This is a genomic window from Terriglobia bacterium, assembly GCA_020073205.1.
GTDB lineage: Bacteria > Acidobacteriota > Polarisedimenticolia > Polarisedimenticolales > JAIQFR01 > JAIQFR01.
The window spans coordinates 1-22,104 of sequence record JAIQFR010000075.1; the positions used below are offsets into that span (position 1 = coordinate 1).

Consider the following 22,104-nt stretch of genomic DNA (forward strand, 5'->3'; position numbering starts at 1 on the left):
CGGCCGCGGCCAATCGGAGATTTGACTTGGCTGTTCGGTCCCGGCCGGCCGGGCCCGCGGATCCCCATTGCGCCAAGCGAATCCCTTTCGTTACGATGACGCATGGCTCACTTCCACGAGAAGGGGGATGCGCATGACGAAGCCCATCCGTTTCGAGCTGAACGGACGACCGATCACCCTCCATACCGACGAGGACCGCACGCTTCTCTGGGTCCTTCGCACCGATCTCGAGCTCACCGGGACGAAGTACGGCTGCGGCGAAGGAATTTGCGGCTCCTGCACCGTCGTCGTCGACGGGAGCGCCGTCCGCTCCTGCCAGGTCTCGCTCAAGGAGGTGGCGGGGAAATCGATCACCACGATCGAGGGGCTCGCGCGCGGTGACGAGCTGCACCCGATCCAGAAGGCGTTCGTGGAGCACGGCGGATTCCAGTGCGGTTACTGCACCTCCGGCATGATCATGAACGCGGTCGGCCTGCTCGCGAAGCACCCGCACCCCACGCGCGCGGCCATCGTCCTGGGGATGGAGAACAACCTCTGCCGCTGCGGCGCGCATCAGAGGATCGTCGCCGCGATCGAGGACGCGTCGCGCCGGACGGGAGGCAAGCCATGACGACCGCACTCGACATGGATCGCCGCTCCTTCATCAAGCTCGTCGGCGGAGGCGTCGTCGTCTTCGTGTGCCTCGGGCCCTCGGCGCTCCTCGGACAGGACCGGAGGCGGGCCTATCCGACCGACGTCAACGCGTATCTTAGGATCGGCGAGGACGGCCGCGTGACCGTCTTCTCCGGCAAGATCGAGATGGGCCAGGGCGTCCTGACCTCGCAGGCCCAGATGGCCGCCGAGGAGCTCGGCGTCCCGCTCGGCGCGATCGACATGATCCTCGGCGACACCGACCGGTGCCCGTGGGACATGGGGACGTTCGGCTCGCTCACGACGCGGATGTTCGGCCCGGCGCTCCGGGCCGCCTGTGCGGAAGCCCGCGGCGTGATGATCCAGCTCGCGTCCGAGCACCTCGAGGTCCCGAAGGAGAACCTCGCCGTGAGCGACGGCGTCGTCACCGTCAAGGGGGACCCGAAGCGCAAGGTCTCCTACGGAGAGCTGGCCAAGGGGAAGGCGATCGGCCGCACGCTCGACGAGAAGGCGGTCCTCCGCTCGATCTCCGAGTTCAGGGAGATGGGACGCTCTCCGCTTCGCCTCGACGGCAGGGAGAAGACGACCGGCGCCGCGAAATACGCCGGCGACATCCGCCTGCCCGGCATGCTCTACGCGCGGATCCTGCGTCCTCCCGCGCACGGCGCGACGCTCGCGAGCGTGGACACGTCCGCGGCCGCGAAGTTGAGCGGCGTCACCGTCGTCAATCGCTACGGCCTCGTCGCAGTGCTGCACGCCGATCCCGAGATCGCGGGCAAGGCTCTCGACGCGGTCAAAGGGAGCTGGAGCAAAGCGGAGCCGGGCGCCGACCAGGACGGCATCTTCGACGACCTGTTGAAGCACGCGGTCGAGCCGGAGGTCAAGGGAACGAAGGGCGACCTCGAGGCGGGGCTGAGCGGCGGAGCGAAGCACTTCGACGAGACCTACCACAAGGGGTACGTGGCGCACGCCCCCATGGAGCCGCACTCGGCGGCCGCCGAGATGAAGGAAGGCAAGCTGACGATCTGGGCGTCGACGCAGACGCCGTTCCCCACGCGCGACCGGATCGCCCGCATGCTCGGCCTCGACGAGAAGAACGTCCGCGTGATCACGCCTTACGTCGGCGGCGGCTTCGGCGGCAAGTCCGCCGGCCTACAGGCCGACGAGGCCGCGAAGCTCGCCGTCGCCACCGGCAAGCCGGTGATGGTCGCCTGGACGCGCTCCGAGGAGTTCTTCTACGACACGTTCGATCCCGCCTGCATCGTGAAGATCGAGTCCGCGGTCGATTCGAACGGGAAGATCTCGATGTGGGACTACACCGTCTGGTTCGCGGGCGACCGGAGCACGGACCTCTTCTACGACGTTCCGAACGTCCGGGTGCGCGTCTCGGGCGGCTGGATGGGTCGCGGCTCGGACACGCACCGGTTCGGCGTCGGTCCGTGGCGCGCGCCGGGGGCGAACATGAACGTCTGGGCGCGCGAGTCGCAGATCGACATCATGGCCGCTGCGGCCGGCGTCGACCCGCTCGAGTTCCGCCTCCGCAACCTGAAGGACGAGCGGATGATCGGCGTCCTGAAGGCGGTCGCGAAGAAGTTCGGCTGGACGCCCGCGCCCGCTCCGAGCGGCCGCGGCGTCGCCGTCGCCTGCGGCATCGACGCGGGCAGCTACGCGGCCCTCATGGCCGAGGTGAAGGTCGATCGCGTGAAGGGAACCGTGAAGGTCGAGCGCGTGGTCTGCGCGCAGGACATGGGGCTGGTCGTCAACCCCGACGGCGCCACGATGCAGGTCGAGGGCTCCATCACCCAGGGCCTCGGGTACGTCTTCACCGAAGAGCTGCGGATCCAGGGTGGCGAGATCCTCGACCGGAACTTCGACTCTTACGAGCTGCCGCGCTTCTCCTGGGTGCCGAAGATCGAGACGGTCCTCGTGAAGAACGACGAGCTCCCTCCGCAGGGTGGAGGCGAGCCGGCGATCGTCCCGATGGGCGCCGTGATCGCGAACGCGCTCTTCGACGCCTGCGGCGCTCGCGTGAGGCGCCTGCCGATCACGCCGAAACGCCTGAAGGAGGCGCTCGCCACGGCGGCGAGGAAGACTTAGCGCAGCAGCCGCGATCCGGACCTCGAGGGCTGCGCTATGATGTGCCGGTGACCGTATCGGGCCGAATCGACGGGAAGTACGAGATCGTGTCGCTCCTCGGGTCGGGGGCGATGGGCGAGGTGTACCGCGCCGTCGACCGGAAGATGTTCGACCGCACCGTGGCGATCAAGTTCCTGTCCGAGAGGCTGACGGACAGCGCGGACGGCCGGACCCGGTTCCGCCAGGAGGTCGAGACCTCCGCCCTCCTGCATCACCCGAACATCGTGACGATCTACGACTGGGGCGAGCATCAGGGGCGGGATTACTTCGTCATGGAGTTCGTCGACGGGACCGACCTCCAGGGTCTCATTCGGAGCGGCGTCCCCTGGAGCCTCGAGCAGCGTCTCGACGTCGCGTTCCAGCTCGCGGACGCTCTCGACTTCGCCCACGGCGCGGAGCGCCGGGTCATCCACCGGGACGTCAAGCCGAGCAACGTGATGGTGGTCGCATCGAGCGCGGGGCCGCGGGTGAAGCTGCTCGATTTCGGCATCGCGCGGGTCGAGAGCTCGACGCTGACGCAAACGCAGAGTCAGCCCGGGACCTACTCGTACATGTCGCCGGAGCAGCTTCGCGGCGAGAAGCTGGACCCGCGGAGCGACCTCTTCTCGCTCGGGATCGTCCTGTGCGAGCTGTTCTCCGGCCATCATCCGTTCGAGGCCAAGAGCGACGCGATGGTGACGCACCGCGTGCTCTTCGACGCTCCCGAGCCGCCGAGCCGGCACGGGGCCGACGTGCCGCCCGAGGTGGAGGCTCTCATCCTGCGGATGCTCGAGAAGGACCCTGCCGACCGGCCGTCGACCGCGCGCGACGTCGCCGACGCGCTGCGGGAGTGCTCGCGCACGGTGATGCTGCGGTCGGCCGGCGATCCCGCCGTGTCCGTTCTCGAGGATCTGCGGCGCGAGCTGACCACCCTCGCGGAGCGCCGGACGGGAGCGGAACGCGAGCCCGAGGCGCGTGCACCGCAATCCGAGAGTCCCACCGGGGGCGGAGCGCCCTCGCCCGAAGCGAGGGAGCGCCGAGAGTTCATCGCGCTGCGCATGGGCGAGATCGATTCGGCCCTCGATGCCGGGAAGATCGACGAGTCGGTGGCGATCCTGACGCGGATCCTGCGCAAGTACCCCGACGATACCGTCGCGGCGCGGATGCTCGACGACCTGATTCGGGCGGCGCAGGAGGAGGGCGGCTACCGGGACTACCGGGCGCTCGTACGGGAGGCGCGCGCGACGCTGGCCGCGGGCGACCGCGCGGCGGCCTCGACCCTCCGCGATCGCGCGCGGACGCTGTGGCCCGGCGGGGCCGAGCTTACGGCGCTCGATGCCGAGATCCTCTCCTCCGAGCGCGAGGCGCGCCGCGAAGAGGAGGCCGAAGACGCGCGGGCGCGCGAGCAGGAGGAGGCGGACCGGCGGCTCCACGAGCTGCTCGAGCGCTCCCTCGACGAAGCTCGGAGCCGCCTGAGCGAGGCGCGGGCGGTCGAGCGGGGGTCTAGGGAGGGCGTCGAGCGCGCCGCGCGCTCGCTCGCCAGGACCGTGAGCGTCCTCGATCTCGTGCTCTGCCAGGCGCCGGACCACTCCGCCGCCCGCAGCCTGCGGCAAGAGGTCCTCAGGGAGCTCGGGGCGCTCGAGGAGGTCCGCCGCGCCCCCCCGCCGCGCCCCGTGCCTCCGCCCGGGAAAGAGGCTCCCGCCTCGGAGCCGCCGGCAGCCCGCTCCGAGCCGCGGCCTGAGCCGGCGCCTTCCGCGGCGCCTACGCCGGAGACGCCGCCTCGCCCGACGCGGCGCGGCCGCCTGGGGCCGATCGCCGCGGCCGCCTCGGTCCTGATCCCGCTGATCGTCGTCGGAGCGATCGCGGTCCGCAGGACGACCCGGGACCCTTGGGTCGAGCAGCTCGACGACGTCCTCAAGCTCAGGGAGGACTCCGAATCGCGGGTGTCGGACAAGATCAAGCGCCTGCGCGCCATCGACGCCCTCCTGCCGGAGGACGATCGGCGAAAGTCGGGGCTCGCCCCGCAGGCCGAGCGCCTGGGGAACCTGCTGGAGATGTACAATTTCGTCACGCGCCTCGAGGACGTGCGGAGCGAAGCCGGGCGCAGCCACGCGAGCAAGCTGATCGCCGACGCGCGCGACCTGTCGGACCTGTTCGACGCGCTTCGAGCCAAGCTGGCGGCCGACGACCCGACCGCGACAGAGCTCGAGAATCGCAGGCGATCGCTCGTCTCGGACATCGCGGGCCTGACGGGATCAGGAGGCGGACGCTAGCCGGCCCGGCCGGCGCCTCTCACCCCTCGACCGGCACGAAGAAGAACTCGCCTCCCTCGTGTCCCGCGTACTGGATGGGCGCGTACTCCGGAACCTCCTGCACGCGGAGCGATCGCGTCTCGTACATGACGCGGGCCTTGACCGAGGACCAGAGCGAGTAGGTCTCGACCGGCCCGGCGGGCCGCGAGAGAGCGTCGAGGAGGGAGCGGGCGAAGATCGAGTGCCCGCCGGCGCCGGCGTCGAACACCGGCGCGAGGCCGCCCGACGTGAGGGCGGTCCGCGATCGCTTCGTGCCCAGCTCGGCCATCCACCTGGCCTTGTCCTTGACGCTGCCGGCCTCCACGTGGGCGAGCGCCGACCGCGTCAGGGCTCCCGAGTAGCACGAATCGGCGATGACGAGGACGTGCCGGGCCGGGAGCAGCTCGAGCTGCAGGCCGATCTCGCGCGAGGAGATCCAGTTCGTCCGGCTCTCCTTCCGCGCGTCCACGGGAAGCCAGTAGCCGAGGCCGGTCGACGAGTCGACCTCGCCGTGCCCCGCGAAGTAGATGACGAGGTTGTCCTTGTCGTCGAGCTCCTTGCGAAGGGTGCTGAGCGCCGAGAGGACGTCGAGGTACTTCGCGTCCTTGAGCAGCGTGACCTCGAAGCCGTAGCGGCGCTCGAGCGTCTCCTGGATCGCCGTGGCGTCGCTCACCGCGGTCTCGAGCCGCGGCATCTCGGCGTAGTCGGAGTTCCCGATGACGAGCGCGTGGTAGTGGCCGGCCTTTCCCGCGCGCCCCGGCGGGGGCGCCTTCGCCGCGGCCTTCGCGTCGAGATCGCGGACCAGCTCCCCCCGCTTTCCCTGCAGGTCGACGGCGACGAGCGTGATGCGCCGCGCGCGCGCGTGGAACCGGAAGAAACCGGTCTCCTCCACGGCCTGGCGCTCGCCGTCCACCGTCAGCTCGGCGAGGCCCGCCGGCGCCTCCACGCGCCCGACGACCTCCCCCGCGGCGTCGGTCGGCGGGGGCGTCGCGCCTCGAACGGCCGACGTGTCGATGATCTCGATCGTCGGTCCGGCGATGTCGTATCTCTTGACCGACTCGTCGAGCCGGGCGATCTGCTTCCGCTCCGCCCTCAGCTTGCCTTCGAGCTCCCCCGTGCGCCGCTTCAGGGCGGCCGCCTCGCCGGCCGAGCGCTCCCCCGCCGCCTGGGCCGTCTCGAGCTTCTTCCGGGCGTCCCGGAGCTCCTGCTCGAGAGCGGCCGTGGCGGCCCGCTCGGCTTCGATCGACGCGTGGGCCTCGGCCAGCTGCCGGCGGATCGCCTCGGCCTCGCCGTCGAGCATGATCGCGCCCGACAGGCCCGTCGCCTTCCGGTACCATTCCAGCGCCTGCTTCTCGTCCCGCGGGACGCCGAGCCCCTTCTCGCACAGGAAGCCGAGGTTGATCTCCGCCTGCGCGAGGCCCTGATCGGCCGCCTTGCGATACCACGCCGCCGCCTGCGCGTAGTCCGGCGCGGTGCCCAACCCCTTCTCGTAGATCTCGCCGACGTAGTACTGGGCCTTCGCGTCGCCGGCCTCCGCCGTCTCGAGCCAGACCTTGAGGGCGGTCTGATAGTCGGCGCGGTCGTAGGCCGTGTACTCCCCTCCCCGGATCTCGCAGTCGAGCGCGCTCGTGCGGACCGGGCGGCGGCGGGAGACGTACGTCTCATGGCTTCCGAGCTGCCGGATCTGGCCGGGGAGGAGGCAGTCGACGATCTGCAGCTCCTGCGGGTTGCGCGTCTCCCGGGGGCTGGGCGTCTTCGCCGGCTTGCGCGCCCCGGCATCGCCCACCGACATCAGCACGGTCGTCGTCATGACGAGGCCGAGCGGGACAGCACCTCGGAATCGCACGCTCACCCTCCGCGCCGACGGCTCGAGTTGCCTGTGATTATAGCCTCGGATCGGTCCGGCGGCCGTGTATAATGTCGCCAATCCGCCGGCTCGGGGCGGGTGGCCGGATCCATCACACGATGACGGAGAAGAGGAGCCATCGAATGCGACTCGAAACTCATCCGATGCGCCGGAGGAACTCGGGCGGCATCGTCTCGGCGATATCGACGTTGACGATCGCGGGGGCGTTTCTGGCCGGCTTCGCGCCGTCCGCTCGCGCCCAGTCGCTGGACGGCGTCGTCTTGGGCTTGTTGCAGAACAACTGCTCGGCCCTGGGATTCAGCCCGACGGGCGCCGTTCCGGGGTTCGGAGACGAGCTGGCGCGCCTGTGCAGCCTCGGGGTGCAGGGCACCACGGCGGCCTCGGGCGGAGGGGCGGCCTCTCCCCAGGCGTCCGCGCAGTCGATCGAGAACGGTCTCGTCCAGCAGCGTCTCGAGCGGGCCAGGTCGAAGAACAAGCAGAGCGCCGGCGGCGGCCCCTCCGCCGCCGCGATGCTCTTCCGCGGACGCTCGAGCCTGATCGACTTCACGAGGTCGAGCCGCCCCGAGGACGGCGGATCGAGCGCCTCGTCGGGTCGCTTCGACGTGTTCGCGTCCGGCTCCTACGAGAGCCTGGATCGCAAGTTGACGCCGTTCGAGGACGCCTTCGACTCGTCCGTCAAGGGCGGCGCCGTCGGGTTCGACTTCCAGTTCAACGACCGGATCGTCGCGGGGCTCGTGGCCGGGTACCGGAAGCAGGACGGGAATTTCAGCCACGGGGGCGACCTCGCGATCACCACCTTCGAGCCCTCGGCGTACCTGTCGGTCCTCCCGTCGTCGAGGACGTTCGTCCAGGTCGTCGCGGGCTATGGCTCGGAGAGCTCGGACGTCCGCCGGAACATCCAGTACATGGTCACGGTGCCGACGGACCCGCCCTCGCCCCCGACGATCATCACGAGCGGCCTGGCGGCGAGCGCCCCCGACTCCAAGGCGTACAGCGGATCCGCGCGATTCGGCTACGACCAGCCGGTGGGTCGGTTCACCCTGGGACCCCGCGTCGGCGCGAACTACCACCACGACACGATCGACGCGTACGCGGAGAGCGGGACGTCCGGTCTCGAGCTCGTCGTGCACGAGCGGACGGTGACGTCGTTCCAGGGCGTCGTCGGCATCTACGCGTCGGCCGCGTTCAGCGGGAAATCCGGCGTCCTCGTCCCGCAGGTGAGCCTCGAGTACGTCCGCGAGTTCAAGGACGACCCGAGCATCGTCACCGCTCGACTTGCCCAGGACGAGCGCGGCGCCGACGCGACGGTCTTCACCTACCAGACGAACGCTCCGGACTCGGGATTCCTCAACGTCGAGGCGGGCGTCGGGGCCGTGCTCGCCCACGGCCTCCAGGTGTTCGTCAATCTCCGCAAGACGATCGGAAACGACCTCTTCAGCACGACGGGCGGCACGATCGGATTGCGGTGGGAGCTGTAGGGGCCCGACCCCCCCACGGCCTCTAGCGCAGCCGTTCCTCGTCGATCCGGAGCCTCCGGACGCGCTCCTCGAGCACGGTCACGCCGATCCCGGGACCGGTCGGGACCTCGATGAGCCCGTCGGCATCGAGGACGACCGGCGGATCGACGATGTCCTCGTGAAAGTAGCGGCGCGTCTCCGAGGTGTCGCCCGGGAGCGTGAACCCCGGCGCCGTCTGGAGGTGGAGGTTGACCGCCCGACCGATCCCCGTCTCGTCCATGCCGCCGGACCACGCGGGAACGCCCCTCGCGGCACAAGCCGCGGCGATGCGGATCGCCTCGAGCAGGCCCCCGACGCGGCCCTGCTTGACGTTGATGATCCGGCACGCTCCCAGGTCGAGGGCGGCGGTGGCGTCGTCGAGACCGCGGATCGACTCGTCGAGGCAGAGCGGCGTCGCCAGGCGGCGCTGCAGCGCGGCGTGCCGCACGATGTCGGCGTACGAGAGCGGCTGCTCGATCATCATGAGGCGCATCGGATCGAGCCGGGCGAGATGGTCGGCATCCTCCGGACGGTAGTCTCCGTTCGCGTCGGCCATGAGCTTGAGGTCCGGGAACCGCTCCCGCACGGCGCGGACCCAATCGACGTCCCGGCCGCGCATGATCTTCATCTTGACCCGGTGATAGCCCCGTCCGGCGGCCTCGCCGACCGCGGCCAGCAGGACCTCGATCGAGTCCTTGAGGCCGATGCTGATTCCCGAGGGGATAGGGCGCCGGGGAAAGCCGAGGAGCTCGTGGAGCGGGAGCCCGGCGCGCTTCGCGAGGAGGTCGAGCAGCGCGTTCTCGACGGCCGCCTTGGCCATCTCGTGGCCACGGACCGCGCGGAAGCGCGAGGCGATCGCGCCGAGCGTCACGCCGGGCTCGACGCGCGGGAGGAGGAAGTCCCGGATGATGTGGCGGGCCGTGGTGGTCGTCTCGGAGGCGTAGTAGGGATCGGGGTCGGCGACGCACTCACCCCAGCCGACGATCCCGCCGGCCTCGACGCGAAGCAGCAGGGCTTCCTTCGAGGTCCAGGTGTGGACGCTCGTGCCGAACGGGCTGACGAACGGCAGGCGGACGACGATCGCGTCGACCCGGTCGAGGAGTCCGGGCTCGAGGGCCTCGACCCGGTCGAGGGATGCGCTCGGAGTCATGGCGGGCTCTCCTTGCCGGCGGAGGCGCTCGCGGCCCGTTCGGCCCATCGCGGGGTGGAGAGGATAACACCGGCTCGGGCGGGGGCGTGGGGAGGGCATTCGCGACGGTCCGGTAGGCGCCTCGGGCAGGGACCCGGTGCGTTGGGGCCGCGGCCCGTGAGCCGCGGCCCCCTCGTACGACAGCTTCGGCGTCGCCTCGTCGTCGGCTCGTGCGTGCGCCGGGGCTCGTCGAGCCGCGCCGACCCTACGGGATCATGACGCCCTGTAACGTGGTCGGTGCGATCACCGTGTAGTCCAGCTCTTCCGACTGGAGCACGCCCGGCGGGGTGAGCACGTCCACGGCTCTCGGCACGGACCCGGGGTCGACCGTGCAGCGGACGTCGGCACTCGCGGTGGCGCACACCCCGAAGAGGAAAGGCTGCGGCGTGGGCGCGAAGCCCCGGGCCTGATCGGGGCTGAAGCCGTCCTGGCCGGTCAGCACGACCGTAAAGCCCCATCCCGATCCCGCAATCCCGCCGAGGCTCGACGTCGGGACGCTGAACGTGATGAAGCGCGAGATCGCGTTCGCGCCGATCGTGACGGAGCCGAGGGTGTTCCCGTGCGCGTCGATGAAGCGCTGGCCGAACCCCTGCACCTCGATCAGCCTGCTCCACGCCGAGCCTGGCGCGATCGAGTAGTTGCGTTGCGGGAACGACGCCGCGAGGGAGGTGTCGGCCGGCGCCGCGCCGGGGTCGCGGACGTAGACGTCGAGGAGCTGCGCGCCCAGCCCGCTGCCGAAAGTCGGGGTCAGGTCCCTCACCTTCGCCTTGAACGTCGTCGTCTGCGAATCCGGGGAGAGGATGACCTGGAACTCCTCGAGATCGAACGCCCCCGCGTGGAACTCGGACGACGCCGGGTACGCGTAATTCCCGGGCCCGTTGTCGTCGTTCGACGGATCCGTGACGTCGAGCAAGACGGTCCCGGGGGTGAAGTCGAAGAAGACGCTTCGCTTGACGTGCGCGGTCGCACCGCTCGGGCTCACGGCGACGACGTTGAGCACGGTGGTCCCACCCGTCACGGTGGCCGGGATGGTGAACGAGCCATCCGGGTTCGTCGGGGTCGAGACGGTCGTGGTTCGCGAGTTCGTGTCGGTATTCGTCGCCGCCAGGTAGATCGTGTTGCCGGGATCGCTCGTCCCGGTCACCGTCACGAGGGACCCGTACACCGGCGATGCGTCCGGGGGGCCCGCCACGGTCAGGCTCGCGTTCCCCGGCGAGTGCGACACGTAACGATCGACGGTGGACGCCGGCTGCTCCAGGATGCGCCCCGCGATCAGATCGCCCAGGAGACGCACGTAGGAGCTGGCCGACCACGTGAGCGGGGCGGCCGACCCGGCGGGTCGACCGTTCACGAGGCCGATCGACGCGGTGGTGGGGTCGGTCCCGTAAGGCGAAGGCGCCAGGTCGGCGAGCTCCCAGTCCTGCTCCGGGATGAGGCCCACGCCGCCGGCGAAGCGCGCCATCCCGTCCAGGAGGAGGGTGGCGGTCGAGGGATCGCGGCTCTCCAGGGCGTACTCGGCGCGCTCGGCGGAAAGCGCGGGCCAGACGTGGCCCGAGCCGCGCCCGGTCGGCTCCCACGGATGACCGTCCGTCCCGTCGTCCCCGTAGCCGTCGCCGTTGTAGCGATGCCAGCCCGGACCGCTCGCGGTCGTGGTCTCGATCGTCGCATCGACGATCGCGAGCGACTGCACGAAGTCGGCGTCGTCGGCAGGGAATTCGCCCAGCCTGACCAGCTCGAGAAAGCCCGCGTCGATGACCGAGCGCTGGTCGAGGATCGGTCCGCCGTTCCCGACGTTGTACGAGATGGCAGCGTCCGGGTCGCCGGTCTTCGACAGCCTCGTGAAGTACGGAGAGCCTGAAAGCGGGCCGTTCGTGGTCAGCGTCCAGCCCTTGACCGAACGTCGGTCGTCGTCGGCGACGCCTCGGAAGATCGCCGCCGACTGCGCATCGCCGTTGGCGTCCGCGATGTCGGCCGCGGCGATCAGGCCCGCGATTTCCGCCGCGATCGTCGACGGAGAGAAGCCGCCCTGCTCCTCCCAGCGGTCGGCTCCGAAGGCCGGCCCCTGCGCTGCGAGGAAGTATGCGGCGGGCTTGACGTACCGCCGGTAGGCGTCCGCGCCGTTCATCCCGATCTGGTCGGCCATGAGGATCGGGAACGAGGTCTCGTCGAGCTCTGTGCCGAAGGAGTCGGGGGCGGCCTTCCCGTTCACGAGGCTGTTGCGCGGGAACGAGCCGTCGGGAAGCTGCTGTCGCTCGAAAAGGAAGCGCACGACGTGGCGCGCCGTCTCGCGGTCGCCGTCCACGAGGAGCGCGGTCCAAGCATGGTAGAGATCGCGGGCGAACACCTCGCGGTAGCCGCCGACGAACGTCCGGTCGGGATCTCCGGCCGATACCGCCTGCCCCCACGGCGCCGCCAAGCCCGCCACGATCGCGCCGGGAAAGGTCTTGTCCTCGGACGCCTTGATGAGGTTGGCGTTCAGGTAGTACGCGGCCACCAGATCCTTCCAGCGCGCGGCTTCGACGCCCGCGAGCTTTTTGGGCGGCGACTTCAGACCGGCATCGTAGGCGGACCAGCCCGCCTCGAACTTCCTCCGCGCCGCCGCGAAGCCCGTCGTAAGCGAGGCCTCCGCCGCGCCCACGGCTTCGGCCTGGGTGGAGCCGAAGCCGAGCGCGAGGGTGAACGTGTCGCTCGTCGACAGTCGCGCAACCTGGACGACGTTGCCGTCCTGTGCGTTGGGGTATTTCGTCGTCAGCGCGTGCGAGGCGTCGAGCTGCGTCAAGGGGTCGCTCGGCGCTCCGACGAATCCGCTCGAGGCCTCCCGGAGCCCGGTCGAGGCGTCGAGGGCGACGTAGACGGGTTGGGCGTAGTCGCGGTTGACGGCGTTCGTCGCGGTGACGTCGTCCCAAGCGACCAACACGGGGTGACCTGCCGAGAAATCGGTCGTCCCGGAGTCTCCGCCGCCGTTCCCCGCTCCGCCGCCGCCGTTGCCGTTGACCGTCGGGTCGAAGCGCACGTAGAGCCGGTACTGCGCAGCCGCCGGGACGAGGGGCGAGAACGTCGACCGCATGAGCACCGTGTTGCGCGTCGGGTCCGTGATGTAGTCGGTCACGATCTGGTACGCCCCGCTCTTGGCCGTCGCCGTCACGCGGCATTCCATCCCGCTCGGATCGAGGGATCTCACGCCATACGTCATGTCCCTGGTCTCGAGATCCGCGAACGTGGAGCCGTCGGTAACGATGTACTGCAGCGTCCCGACGTTCGTGGTGTCGATGGTGGGATAGTCGACGTCGCTCAGCACGCCGTCCGCGACCGTGTACCAGACCTTGGATGTCGTATTGCTTGCGGTCCCGAGGCAGTCCTTGCGAGCGAGGTTGAAGCGGGAGAGCACCCCCGGCCCGTCCGGTGCCGTGCCTGCCGCACGAGACCCCATGGCTCCAGCCCCGCCGACCAAGAGCGAGATGACGGCCGCGACGATCGAGGACGCGAGCGGCCGCCCGGGGCGACCCGCGGAGGATTCGTCTCGACGACGCACGCGTCGAGCCTCATTCCCACAGAGACGAACGGGCCGGTCGCCCGGGTCCGGATGCGTGAACCGCAGCCCGGCGCGGTTTGCGTTCTCGCTTCTCATCTGCATCATCTCCCTTTCCCCGCTCGAGGAATCGTCGTTCGGAAACAGCCGAGCGCAGCGCCTCCGACGCTCGGTCCGATAGCCAGGGCGTCACGAGCGGCGGGAAGAAGGGCTGCTCTCCCTTCTTCCGTTCCTGCGCGCCCATGTAGACGTAAGAACAACCCCAGGAACGTCGAGCGACCCATCAGCTCCGTTGACCTGCGTCAGGTTCCTGGAGGGCCGGGACTTTCGAGCGCATATGCAGCAGGACCCCGGTTCCTCGCCACGCACGGGTGTGGGGCCTGCCGGCGCGACTCGGAGGGTTTCGTCATCGAGCATGCTGTCGGTGTGCTGGGCGATTCCCGACGAGGGGACTCTGGCCGCCCGCTCGGTCGAGCCCCGCGGCGCTTTGCTCCTCGAGGAAGGCCATGCCATCCTCTCAGGATGGCTGCGTGCCCAACCTGCACGAAGGACGTGCCGCCCGGGAGCCGGTTCTGTCCGGGCTGCGGCGGCCCGCTCGCGGCGGGCTCGGTCGTGGCCACGCAAACCTCCCTTCCTCGAGGCGTTCCGGTGCCCTCCGCTTCCACGCCCTTCGACCACGGGCGCTTCCTCCCAGGCACGATCCTCGTCGAGCGGTACCGGGTCTACGGCTTGCTCGGGCGGGGAGGCATGGGAGAGGTGTACCGCGCCGACGACCTGAGGCTCGGACAGACCGTCGCGCTGAAGTTCCTGCCTCGTTCCGTCGAGCGCGACGAGGCGCGGCGCGCGCGCTTTCTCAACGAGGTGAGGATCGCCCGGCAGATCTCGCACACGAACGTCTGCCGCGTGTACGACGTGGGGGACGTCGACGGCCGCCACTTCATCTCGATGGAATTCGTGGACGGCGAGGATCTGGCCGCTCTGCTCCGACGCATCGGCCGCCTCCCGAAGGACAAGGCGGTTCAGATCGCCCGGCAGCTGTGCGCCGGGCTCGCGGCGGCCCACGAGCAGGGGGTCCTCCACCGGGATCTCAAGCCGGCGAACGTGATGATCGACGGGCGGGGCAGGGCGCGGATCACCGACTTCGGCCTGGCGGAGCTGGCCGGGACGACCGACGGCGCGACCACCGCCGGCGGCACGCCGGCGTACATGGCGCCCGAGCAGCTCGCCGGCGATGCGGCTACCGTCAAGAGCGACCTCTACGCCCTCGGCCTCGTGCTCTACGAGCTGTTCACTGGGAAGCGCCCGTTCGTCGCGACCGATCCGCGGGAGCTCGCGCGGCTCCAGCAGGAAACCGAGCCGACGACCCCGTCGAGCCACGTCGAGGGTTTCGATCCCGCCGTCGAGGGGGTCATCCTCCGATGCCTGCGGAAGGACCCGCGGGAGCGGCCGAGCTCGGCGCTCTCGGTCGCCGCCGCGCTTCCGGGCGGGGACCCGCTCGCCGCGGCGCTCGCCGCGGGGGAGACGCCGTCGCCGGAGCTCGTCGCCGAGGCGGGGCAGGTGGGGGGGCTCGCCCCGGCCGCGGCCTGGGCGTGCCTCTCCGCTCTCGCCGTCGGCGTTCTCTCCGTCGTGCTGCTTTCGGCAAGGACTCAGGTCCTGCGAATGGTCCCGCTACCCAAGTCGCCCGAGATCCTCGCGGAGCGCGCTCGGACGCTCGCGGAGGAGCTGGGACCCACGGATGCGCCGCTCGACTCGGCGTTCGACTTCGCCCCGGACGAGGCCTACTTCGACTACGTCGCGAAGCACGATCCCTCTCCCGAGCGCTGGAGCCGGCTCATCGCGGGACGGCCCCCGGCGATCGCATTCTGGCTCCGGCAGAGTCCGACGTATCTCCTTCCGTACGACAGGTACTGGCTGGATTCGACCCAGGAGGACCCTCCCCCGACCGTTCCCGGAATGACGAGCCTCGTTCTCGATCCGCTTGGCCGCCTCGAGCGGTTCGAGCGCGTTCCTCCCCCGGGCGACGACGCGACGATCGCGGTCCCGGCCGTCGACTGGTCCGTCTTCTTTCGGGCGGCCGCGCTGGACGAGGGCGCGCTTCGAGCGGCCGAACCGCGCTGGACCCCGCCGGTCTACGCCGACCGGCGCTTCGCGTGGGAAGGAGGCTACCCGGACGACCGAGACGAATCGATTCGCGTCGAGGCCGCGTCCCACCAGGGCAAGCCGGTCTTCTTCCGGATCCTACATCCGTGGACTCAACCCGTGGGCGCGCAGGACTCTCCCACGAGCGTTCTCGTGCGCGCCTCGAACGTGGCGCTGGCCGGCCTCATGGTCGGCATTCTCATCGGAGGCGTCCTCCTCGCGCGAAGGAACGTGCGGGTCGGGAAGGGGGATCGCAAGGGGGCGATCCGGCTCGGGGCGTTCGTTCTCGCCGCAGGATGGCTGGCAGTCCTGCTGGACGGGCACTTCGTCGCGTCGATCAATATGGCGAACCGGGTCATCGGCTCCCTCGCCTTCCCGCTTCTCGTCTCGGCGCTGGTCGGCGTGTTCTATCTCGCGCTCGAGCCGTACGTTCGGCGCTTCTGGCCCCGGATGATCGTCTCCTGGGTGCGTCTGCTCGACGGTCGCGTCCGCGATCCCCTCGTCGGGCGGGACGCGCTCCTCGGTCTCCTCGCGGGGACGGCCGCCCGCCTGATCGATCAGCTCTTCCAGCTCGCCTCCGCGCGACTCGGCGTCGGGGCGGTCCTGCTCGACCGGATCGCCGGCCCCCCTCTCAACGTTCAACTCGTCGGCCTGCGAGGAATCCGAACCTCGCTGGGAGGCGTTGCGGGCTACGTCGTCGTGCCGCTGCTCGTCTCTCTCGGCGTTCTCATGCTCCTGCTCCTGTGCCGCGTCGTCCTGAGAAGGCGCTGGCTCGCGATCGCGGCGTTCCTGATTCTGATGACGGTACCGGGGATCCCCTCCGACGTCGATGTCGCTCCGCTCCTGGTGTGGAGTGCCATCGGGTCGTTGGTCCAGGTGATCGTTCTCTTCCGCTTCGGATTCCTTCCGCTGGTCGTCGGTTCGTTCTTCCACACGATGCTGATGAGCTTCCCGATGACCACGGACCCGTCCGCCTGGTATGCGGGGCAGACGTTCCTGGTGATCGTCGTCGCCGGAGCGATCGCCGCGTACGCCATCCGCACCGCGCTCCCGAGCCGGTCCGCGCAGCCGCTCGGCCCGGCTGGGGCATGAGAGAGTGGCTGTCGTGGGCTCGTACGCGATCCACGTCTCGGGAGATGATCGCGCGCGACGCGCAGGCGTCCCCTCCGCGGACGGCGCATTCTGAGGCGGAGATCGAACACGACCGGGACGCGCGCCGGTTCCGGGCTCACTTGCCGAGCTCGTACAGATACTCCACGAACGACATCGCCGCGCCGTCGAAACCCTGGATCCTGGGGTTGGTCGACTCGATGACGTAGTACTCGTCGGGCGCGTGGGCGCCGCTCCCGTGCCCCAGACCGAAGTGGCCGGCAGCGAGATTGAGCGGGGCCCCGGTGAAGACATAACCCGGGTACGATCCGGCGTTGCGCAGCCACATCACGGGATCGATGCCGTCACGTTTCAGCACCGCCACCTGCGCCTGGATCAGCGGGGCGTCCCTAGAGGTGCTCGTCGGATCGTACCCGCCCGTCACGTTCACCTCGATGTCGGCGAACCCGCGCTTCGCGAGGTGACGCTTCAGCGCGGCGACCGCATCCGCGAACTTCATGTCCGGCACGAGGCGCAGGTCGAGCTTCGCCGCCGCGCGGTGCGGAAGGACGGTCTTGCCTCCCGGTCCCGTGTAGCCCCCCACGAGCCCTTCGATGTTGACCGTCGGCTGCGACTCCAGCCGCTCGTTCGCTTCCGCCCACGGCAGGTCGTCGATCCAGTGTTTCACGCTGAACTGCGCCTTCATCGTGGCTTCGTCGCTCCGTTTCGCCGCCGCGGCCACCATCTCCTTTTCCTCGACGGTGAGCGGCCGCGGCTTCGGATAGTCGTCGATCGTGATGGTGTTCCCGTCGGCCGAAACGAGGGTGTCGAGCGCCTTCACCAGGCGCCACACGGGGCTGTCGACCATCGCCTTCAGCGACGAGTGAATGTCCTTCGCCGGTCCGCGCCCCCACGTCTCGCCGCCGGACACCAGCTCGAGCTCGACGATGCCCTTCCCGCCGAGGCTGACCGGGACGACGCCGTCGAGATCCTGCCCCGCCGACGGCATGAAGACGCCGACGGTCCTTCGCAGCGCGGCCTCGACGTCGGGCCGGTGGACGAGCTGCCCGATGTGCGGCGAGCCGATTTCTTCCTCGCCCTCCGCGACGAGCACGAGGTTCACCGGCATCTTCTTCCCGGCGCCTCGGATCGCGTGCAGGGCCGCCAAGAACGCCGCCTCGGGTCCCTTTTGGTTCACCGCTCCCCGTCCGACGATCACCCTGCCGATGCCGGCCTTGTCGACGATTCGCGCCTCGAGCGGCGGCGAGGTCCACTCGGCCTGGTCGAACTGCTTGACGTCGTACATGAAGTACAGACCGACCGATTTCGCCGCGCCGGCATCGAGCGTCGCGAACACGCCAGGCTTCCCGTCGGTCTCGATCACGGTCGCCTGCTGGAAGCCGGCGTCCCGGGCGAGCTGCGCCATGAGTCGGGCGCCGTCCGGATAGCCGCGGCTCTCGGCTGCGATCGACGGTGCCGCGATCCAGTCCCTGAGCCGCTTCACGGCCTCGTCGTGCCGCTTCGCGATCTCACGCCGGATGTCGCTCAGGTCGGCATCGGCCGCGTGGACGGCGCTCGGGACGAGGAGCGTGGCCCACGCAACGATCGCCGCCGAGATCGCCTTCTTCGGTATGGAGCGCATCACGATTCCTCCTCGCGGACCGGCGTATTCCGGTCACCGAACGATGCTACACGACGCGCACCGAGCGAGACACCCTGGCAGGACCTCGCTCGACTCGGATCGGCGCGGCGGAGCGCCGCCGCGATGCGAGGGGTGGAGGCGACGGGGATCGACCCCGTGACGTTTGACGACGCACACGTCTTCTGTATTCTTGATTCGGCGTCGGTCATCCAAGGAGAGTGCCATGCCGAGATTCCTGATCGAGGTTCCGCACGAAGCGGAGGTCGTCGCCTGCGCGCGGGCGGCTCAGGTCCTACTTCGAACGGGCTCCCACTTCTTGACCCATGCGGATTTCGGTTGCAATGACGGTGACCATCGTGCCTGGATCGTCGTCGAAGGAGATTCCAAAGCGGAGGTGCGGAACGTTCTCCCCGTTCCCTACCGGGCCAACGCACGGATCATCGGATTGAACAAGTTCTCGCTCGAGGAGCTCGAGACACTGATCGAACGGCACCAAGGAAACGCCGGCGTCTGAAGTGTCCGGCTCCGCGAGAACGTGAGGAACCGGCCTCGGGTCGAGCGTCATTGCTGCACGCGTATGGCGGCGGTGGGCGGGGCGCCCGGAAACGACGAGCGCCACCGGGGTCCGATCCTCCCAGAGAAAAGGCTCCTCGTGCGCCTCATGCCGGGTAACATGACGACATCCCTTGCTGGCGTCGACGGCAAGAGGTTAAGGAAAGGAGCTCCGCCGGACCAACGGAATACTCCGTCCTCGGTTGTTCGATTCACCCGCCGCCTTTCGAACATCGCCACGGCCGGACCGCGGAGGAAGCCGTTCCCACGAGTGACAACGGGCTTGGCTGCGGCCCGATGGCCGTGGGAGAGAGACGGCGCCCACCCCCGGATGGCCCGAAATGCGGTGCCGCGATGAGAATCCCTGCCCTCCCGCACAGCGACCGGGTGTATAACAACGCGTGATTCGGGGGCGACCCGCCGCCCTGATGGGGCCGATCACCTTCCTCTTGCGTCGGTCGCCTGGGAGCCGCAAGGATGACACCTGACATCATTTACTCCGATGCATCGGGCCATCCGAAGACCAGCCGATTCTGGATCGGGCTCGCCCTTTCCGGAGGAGGGTTTCGGGCGTCGATCTTCCATCTCGGTGTCATGCGCCGGCTGGAAGAGCTGGGGATCATGAAGGATGTCGACGTCGTCTCGTGCGTCTCGGGGGGATCGATCCTCGGGGCCTACTACGCGCGCGAGATGGAGCGACGCCTGCGGGAGGTCCAGCGGTGGCTGTGGCGGGACACGGCGACGCGCATGAGGATCTTCGAGGGCATCGCGGCCGATTTCCTCCGGGCCGTCGACCACAATCTGCGGACGCGGGCGCTCGTGTTCACGCCCTTCTATCACCCGGTCACCTTCCTCAAGACGCTGCTGCTGACCGCGTTCCGAGCGGGAGCGCGATCCGAGCTGATCCAGCGCGAGTACGACCGCTGGTTCTACGACGGCGACACGATCGATCAGCTCCCGAGCGTCCCGCCCGGCACGTCCCCAGCGCCCCGGCCGGTTCTGACGGGGCCGAAGGTCATCTTGAACACGACGTCCCTCCTGACGGGAGAGCGCGTGTCGTTCTCGCGGGAGCCGAACTCCGGCATCGGTGGCATGCGCCGCTCGAACCGGAACAGCCTGCCCCTGTCGCGGGTCGTCGGCGCGTCGTCGGGGGTCCCGGTGCTCTTTCCCCCGACGCCGATCTACGGCGACTTGCTCGTGGACGGCGGCGTGGCCGACAACCAGGGCATCGAGGCGCTCCTGGATCCGAAGACGTATCAGCCCGTCGATCCCGCACTCAACCCGATTCTCCTCGTGAGCGACGCGTCGGGTCAGATGGAAGCGGTCCATCGGATGGACACCGGGGCTTCGGACGTGTTCTTCCGCGTCAACAGCGTCCTGCAGTTCCAGGTGCGCTCCAAGCTGATCGATCGCCTCGTGCAGTGGCAGGCGGACGTGCCGGACACCCGCTTCTTCGCCTTCACGCACCTGTACATGAATCTCAAGGACCGAGGCATCGATTTTCGACTTCCCGCCGAGCTGATCCCGGCGACGGCTCGGCTTCGCACCGACCTCGACCAATTCAGCCCGTTCGAGCGGGATGCCCTCATGTACCACGGGTACACCCTCATCGACGCCCAGATTCGGAGATACTGCGAGCCTCTGACCATCGCGTATCCTCCGACGCCTCTATCGGCGCCACCGCTGTTCTCCTGATGCTCCGGCCGAGGTGACCTCCATGTCGAGCGATACGCACGCGAACCTGACGGCGAGGCGAGAGAGCATCCGCACCGATCTCGAAGCCGGCGCGAGCCATGTGTTCCTGATCCGGAGCTTCAAGAAGTACCCGTGGCTGATCGGCGCTTTGTTCGTCGGCTGGGCCGTCGTGTGGCTCGTCTCGCTGAGCCTCCTGTTCTCGACATGGCGCGGGGTCGTCACCGGCACGCAAGCGTGGATCGCCCGGACCGTGAATGCCGCGACCCCGGCCTGGCTCGGCTCGGCCATCGACTGGCTGCTGAATCAGGCCCACCTCCCGTCTCGCGAGCAGCTGATCGCCGGCCTGAGCGGGATAGCCGGCGCCGCCGCGCTCGCCGCGGCCGCGGGCTACTTGCTCTCGTTTCCTCTGTACTCGCTTGCCCGTCGCCGGGTGATCGCCGCGGACCAAAGGGCGTATCACCGGATCGCCGGGACCGACCCGGAATCGAAGTGGAATCCCGTCGATCCCGACCATCTCTCCGACATCCCGCCGGAGCTACCCCTCGAGGGCGGGCCGCGGCCTCGCCGGGGTTGACGAGCGTGCGCCGTGACACGGTACGATCGAGCGTCGAGCACCGGATTCGCGCGGACTCATCCCCTCGCGCTCGCGTCGTAGCGGAAGTTCCGGTGCGTGGCGCGTCATGAGCGATAGTGGCCTCCCGGTCGAGCGGAGAACGTCCTGGCCGGGGTGTTCGGGAGCTACGCCCTCGTCGGCAAGGAAAGGGGCAATTCAGATCGATCCGGTGACGCGCACGGGCTCAACCTGCGGATCGGGCGGCGCGATCCCGCGCACGCGCGAGGCCGCGTCGGGAGAGTCCATCCGAGACGAGCGAAGGGGCCCCCGTCAGGCGGGAGCCCGTTCGGAAATGCCGGATCGTCCGCGGAGTGGCGGCCGGCCGGATCTAAGGACAAGGAGTCGGGTTCGCTCGCTGCGTCCCGTCGCTGCGGTAACCCGTGGTTCCTTCCTCGCCGAGGAGGTTGCGCGCGGTGGCCAGGTAGAAGTACCCGCTTCCGGGTGTCGGTGTCGCGGCGTCGCCCGCGGTCGGGAGCGTCAGCCCCGGTAAGAGGCACGCGCCGAAGTCGGCCGGAAGGGCCGAGATCGCGTTCCGGTACAGCTCGTACTTCCCCGCGGATGGCTCCGCGCTCCAGAGCATCGTGGCCTTGTCCTGGAATGCGAGGCCCTTGACCTCGCCGGGAGGCGGATGCGCGGCGACGAACCCGCCGTCCACGCGGAAGCTCCCGCTCGAGAGCGCCGCCCGCGCCCCGGCGTCGCCGAGCGTGTCGAGCTTGATCCGGTAGTGCGGCGCGGACAGCAGGCTTCCCTGGAGCGGGTCGCCGCCCGAGTTCAGGACGTGTTCTTGCAGTTTGTAGCTCGCGCTGGCCTGGGCGAGTGCCGCGCACGGGATCAACCCCGCGAGCAGCGTCAAGACGATCCTGCGCATGGTCGCGACTCCTCCTAGCGGCTCATGACGAGCACGCGGATGGTCCCCGTTCCGATCTCGAGCGGCTCGAGGGCCTTGCCCACGACCGTTCCCTGCCGGGGATCGCTCCCGGCGCGCATGGCCGTTCCGCGGCTCGGCGAGGCCACGAGGAGATCGTTAGGGCGGATCGCGCCGAACGACGCGTCCGCCTTGCAGGGCACGATCGAGCCGGCGAGTGCGATCGGGGCGGCGTCGGTCCACGACGCGCCCGCCTGCCCCGCGACGATGCCGACGACGCCGGGATCGGCGGCGACCTCGCTCGGCCTCAGCTCCCCGGGGCGCGCGGCATCGTTCGCGACGATCTCGCCCGCCTCGACGTTCTCCGCGACGCTGACCAGGATGGTGTTCGG

The 22,104-nt window shown here is 69.6% G+C and carries 14 protein-coding genes; 8 read left to right on the forward strand and 6 right to left on the reverse strand.

Going from position 1 to position 22,104, the window contains the following annotated elements; genetic code table 11:
- Nucleotides 1–133 precede the first annotated feature (133 nt).
- Genes LAO51_14565 through LAO51_14575 form a run of 3 tightly spaced genes read left to right on the forward strand, consistent with a single transcriptional unit; the run spans nt 134 to nt 5,018 of the window.
- A complete protein-coding gene (locus LAO51_14565; protein ID MBZ5639967.1) occupies nt 134–610 on the forward strand; it encodes a (2Fe-2S)-binding protein in 477 nt (158 codons plus the stop codon).
- Nucleotides 607–2,727: a molybdopterin-dependent oxidoreductase gene (locus LAO51_14570; protein ID MBZ5639968.1), complete on the forward strand. Its 2,121-nt coding sequence runs from the start codon at nt 607–609 to the stop codon at nt 2,725–2,727. The genes LAO51_14565 and LAO51_14570 overlap by 4 nt, the downstream gene beginning before the upstream one ends.
- 47 nt (nt 2,728–2,774) lie before the next feature.
- Nucleotides 2,775–5,018 (forward strand): serine/threonine protein kinase, encoded by a 2,244-nt coding sequence (locus LAO51_14575; GenBank protein MBZ5639969.1) that lies wholly within the window; start codon nt 2,775–2,777, stop codon nt 5,016–5,018.
- A gap of 19 nt (nt 5,019–5,037) precedes the next feature.
- On the opposite strand, the gene LAO51_14580 is transcribed toward LAO51_14575, so the two are convergent.
- Nucleotides 5,038–6,882 (reverse strand): caspase family protein, encoded by a 1,845-nt coding sequence (locus tag LAO51_14580; protein MBZ5639970.1) that lies wholly within the window; start codon nt 6,880–6,882, stop codon nt 5,038–5,040.
- Between the two features lie 143 nt (nt 6,883–7,025).
- On the opposite strand from LAO51_14580, the gene LAO51_14585 reads away from it, so the two are divergent.
- Entirely contained in the window at nt 7,026–8,381 is a 1,356-nt protein-coding gene (locus LAO51_14585; protein ID MBZ5639971.1) for an autotransporter outer membrane beta-barrel domain-containing protein, read from the forward strand.
- A gap of 22 nt (nt 8,382–8,403) precedes the next feature.
- Here the strand turns inward: LAO51_14585 and menC are convergent, their stop codons facing one another.
- Together menC and LAO51_14595 are read right to left on the reverse strand one after the other, a co-directional pair.
- Nucleotides 8,404–9,549, reverse strand: a complete 1,146-nt coding sequence (gene menC, locus LAO51_14590; protein ID MBZ5639972.1) for an o-succinylbenzoate synthase — start codon at nt 9,547–9,549, stop codon at nt 8,404–8,406.
- Nucleotides 9,550–9,793: 244 nt separating this feature from the next.
- Nucleotides 9,794–13,018, reverse strand: coding sequence for a glucan 1,4-alpha-glucosidase (locus LAO51_14595; protein ID MBZ5639973.1), 3,225 nt, complete (start codon nt 13,016–13,018; stop codon nt 9,794–9,796).
- Between the two features lie 747 nt (nt 13,019–13,765).
- Between LAO51_14595 and LAO51_14600 the strand changes: the two genes are divergently transcribed.
- Nucleotides 13,766–16,348: a serine/threonine protein kinase gene (locus LAO51_14600; GenBank protein ID MBZ5639974.1), complete on the forward strand. Its 2,583-nt coding sequence runs from the start codon at nt 13,766–13,768 to the stop codon at nt 16,346–16,348.
- A gap of 136 nt (nt 16,349–16,484) precedes the next feature.
- Here the strand turns inward: LAO51_14600 and LAO51_14605 are convergent, their stop codons facing one another.
- Entirely contained in the window at nt 16,485–17,987 is a 1,503-nt protein-coding gene (locus tag LAO51_14605) for a M20/M25/M40 family metallo-hydrolase (GenBank protein ID MBZ5639975.1), read from the reverse strand.
- A 223-nt stretch (nt 17,988–18,210) separates the two neighbouring features.
- Between LAO51_14605 and LAO51_14610 the strand changes: the two genes are divergently transcribed.
- The 3 genes from LAO51_14610 (at nt 18,211) to LAO51_14620 (ending at nt 20,808) form a co-directional block, all read left to right on the forward strand.
- A complete protein-coding gene (locus tag LAO51_14610; protein ID MBZ5639976.1) occupies nt 18,211–18,501 on the forward strand; it encodes a hypothetical protein in 291 nt (96 codons plus the stop codon).
- A gap of 515 nt (nt 18,502–19,016) precedes the next feature.
- Complete coding sequence (locus LAO51_14615) at nt 19,017–20,234, forward strand: patatin-like phospholipase family protein (protein MBZ5639977.1); 1,218 nt, start codon at nt 19,017–19,019, stop codon at nt 20,232–20,234.
- 22 nt (nt 20,235–20,256) lie between these two features.
- The gene (locus LAO51_14620; GenBank protein MBZ5639978.1) at nt 20,257–20,808 is read left to right on the forward strand and encodes a hypothetical protein; all 552 of its coding nucleotides are present in this window, start codon (nt 20,257–20,259) and stop codon (nt 20,806–20,808) included.
- A 367-nt stretch (nt 20,809–21,175) separates the two neighbouring features.
- Here the strand turns inward: LAO51_14620 and LAO51_14625 are convergent, their stop codons facing one another.
- Complete coding sequence (locus LAO51_14625; protein ID MBZ5639979.1) at nt 21,176–21,715, reverse strand: hypothetical protein; 540 nt, start codon at nt 21,713–21,715, stop codon at nt 21,176–21,178.
- Nucleotides 21,716–21,729: 14 nt separating this feature from the next.
- The coding region (locus LAO51_14630; protein ID MBZ5639980.1) for a hypothetical protein at nt 21,730–22,104 on the reverse strand (375 nt) is incomplete at its 5' end.